Source organism: Alkalihalophilus lindianensis (assembly GCF_032843265.1).
GTDB classification, from domain to species: Bacteria; Bacillota; Bacilli; order Bacillales; family Bacillaceae_D; genus Alkalihalophilus; species Alkalihalophilus lindianensis.
Window position 1 is genome coordinate 1 of sequence record NZ_JAWJBA010000039.1, and the last position, 478, is coordinate 478.

1 protein-coding gene is annotated in these 478 nt (G+C 32.2%); it reads left to right on the plus strand.

From position 1 onward, the window contains the following. Positions 1-139: WCX domain-containing protein (locus RYX56_RS26260; RefSeq protein ID WP_439108525.1), on the plus strand; the 139-nt coding region annotated here is incomplete at its 5' end. Between the last annotated feature and the right edge of the window lie 339 nt (positions 140-478).

Here is a 478-nt window from a genome sequence, read left to right on the forward strand (position 1 = left end):
TTTTGATACAGAAGACGAGGCAAAGGGATACGTATTAGGGTTTGCTGATCAAATCAAGGTGATTGAACCTAAAGAACTACACGAGAAGATTCTTATGTTAGCTGAGGCCACTGTTGCATTTTATAAACTAGAGAAATGATGTTCAATATTTCCAGCACTTAAAGAATAAAAATAACTGCGCTGCATTTTTTCCGTAGAACGTTCTTCAAGAAAAGGGTGCTCTAATTTAAAATGAGGCTGTCCAAAAAGAGTAAATCCTATAAAATTAAAAAATCAAGAATGCTGTTATATCAACATTTTTATGGGTTTTTAACTTTTGAGAAACCCAAATTAATTACCAATTAGCTATCCCTAAGAGACAGCTAAGCATAGGAGCAAATTTACATCGGGTTTGAAAGATAGTTTAATCGTAGAACAGGAGCAGTTTAGTTTAAACAATAATATAGATTGGTTAATTATTATGATCCTTGAATTTGAA